The organism is Micromonospora palythoicola, assembly GCF_036689795.1.
Taxonomy (GTDB): Bacteria; Actinomycetota; Actinomycetes; order Mycobacteriales; family Micromonosporaceae; genus Micromonospora; species Micromonospora palythoicola.
Genome location: NZ_JBAGKI010000134.1, coordinates 1 through 1270 on the forward strand (window position 1 = coordinate 1; position 1270 = coordinate 1270).

The window sequence follows — 1270 nt, forward strand, 5'->3', positions numbered from 1 at the left end:
CGGGTCTGCTGCACCGGCAGATGACAGGTGTAGTCACGCGGCCCGACTGGCCGGTGGGTGCATGATGGTCTCGAATTCGATGGGGGTCAACCGGGACAGTGACCGTTGGCGTCGGCGGCGGTGGTAGGTCCGTTCGATCCAGGTCACGATCGCGATCCGGAGTTGCTGGCGGCTGGTCCAGGATCGCCGGTTGAGGACGTTGTTCTGCAGGAGGCCGAAGAAGGATTCCATGGCGGCGTTGTCGCCGGCGGCGCCGACGCGGCCCATCGAGCCGGTCATCTGGTGGCGGTTGAGGGCTCGGACGAATTTCCTGGACCGGAATTGGGATCCGCGGTCGGTGTGCAGGATGCAGCCGGCCAGGTCACCGCGTCTGGCTGCGGCGTTGTGCAGTGCGGCGACGGCCAGGCGGGACTTCATCCGTGAGTCGATGGAGTAGCCGACGATGCGGTGGGACCAGACGTCCTTGATCGCGCAGAGGTAGAGCTTGCCTTCGGTGGTGTGGTGTTCGGTGATGTCGGCCAGCCACAGCCGGTTCGGGCCGTTGGCGGTGAAGTCCCGCTGGACCAGGTCGTCGTGCACGGGTGGGCCGACCTTGCCGCCCTTGCCGCGACGTTTGCGCTTGCCGAAGGCGCTCCACCAGCCGTTGCTGGAGCAGATCCGCCACGCGGTGCGGTCGGCCATCGGCTGCCCGGCGTCGCGGGCCTCGTCGACGAGGAACCGGTAGCCGAACTCCGGATCGTCGCGGTAGGCGTCGAACAACGCGTTGGCCCGATACGCCGCCACCTCATCGGCGCTGGTGACGGGTCGGGCACGCCATCGGTAGTAGGGCTGACGAGCGATCTTCAATACCCGGCACGTCACCGCCACGGGGATCCCGTCGGCGGCCAGCTCACTCACGAGCGGGTAGAGCCTTTTCCCGGCAGATGCGCCTGCGACAAGTAGGCAGCGGCCCGGCGCAGGACCTCGTTCTCCTGTTCCAACAACCGGATCCGCTTGTGGGCCTCGCGCAGCTCGGCCGACTCGGTGCCGGTCGTCCCGGCCGCGGCGCCGGCGTTGACGTCGGCCTGGCGCAGCCACTTGAACAACGTCATCGGGTGCACCCCGAAGTCCTTGGCGATCTGCTCGACCGTCACGCCTGGCTCGCGGTCACGGGCCACACGCACGACGTCATCGCGGAACTCTCGGGGGTAGGGCTTGGGCACAGCGACATCCTTCCAGCTAGCCGTCAGGGCAAGCCATCTCAGATGTCACCTATCGGTGCAGCAGACCC

Annotated in this window: 1 protein-coding gene; it reads right to left on the reverse strand. The window is 67.5% G+C overall.

The features are described from left to right. Positions 1-33 precede the first annotated feature (33 nt). Positions 34-1202 (reverse strand): IS3 family transposase gene (locus V5O40_RS27870; RefSeq protein ID WP_332908205.1). Its coding sequence is split into 2 segments (ribosomal slippage): positions 34-915 and positions 918-1202, totalling 1167 coding nucleotides; the frame shifts between segments, so codons are not numbered across the junction. Positions 1203-1270 lie beyond the last annotated feature (68 nt).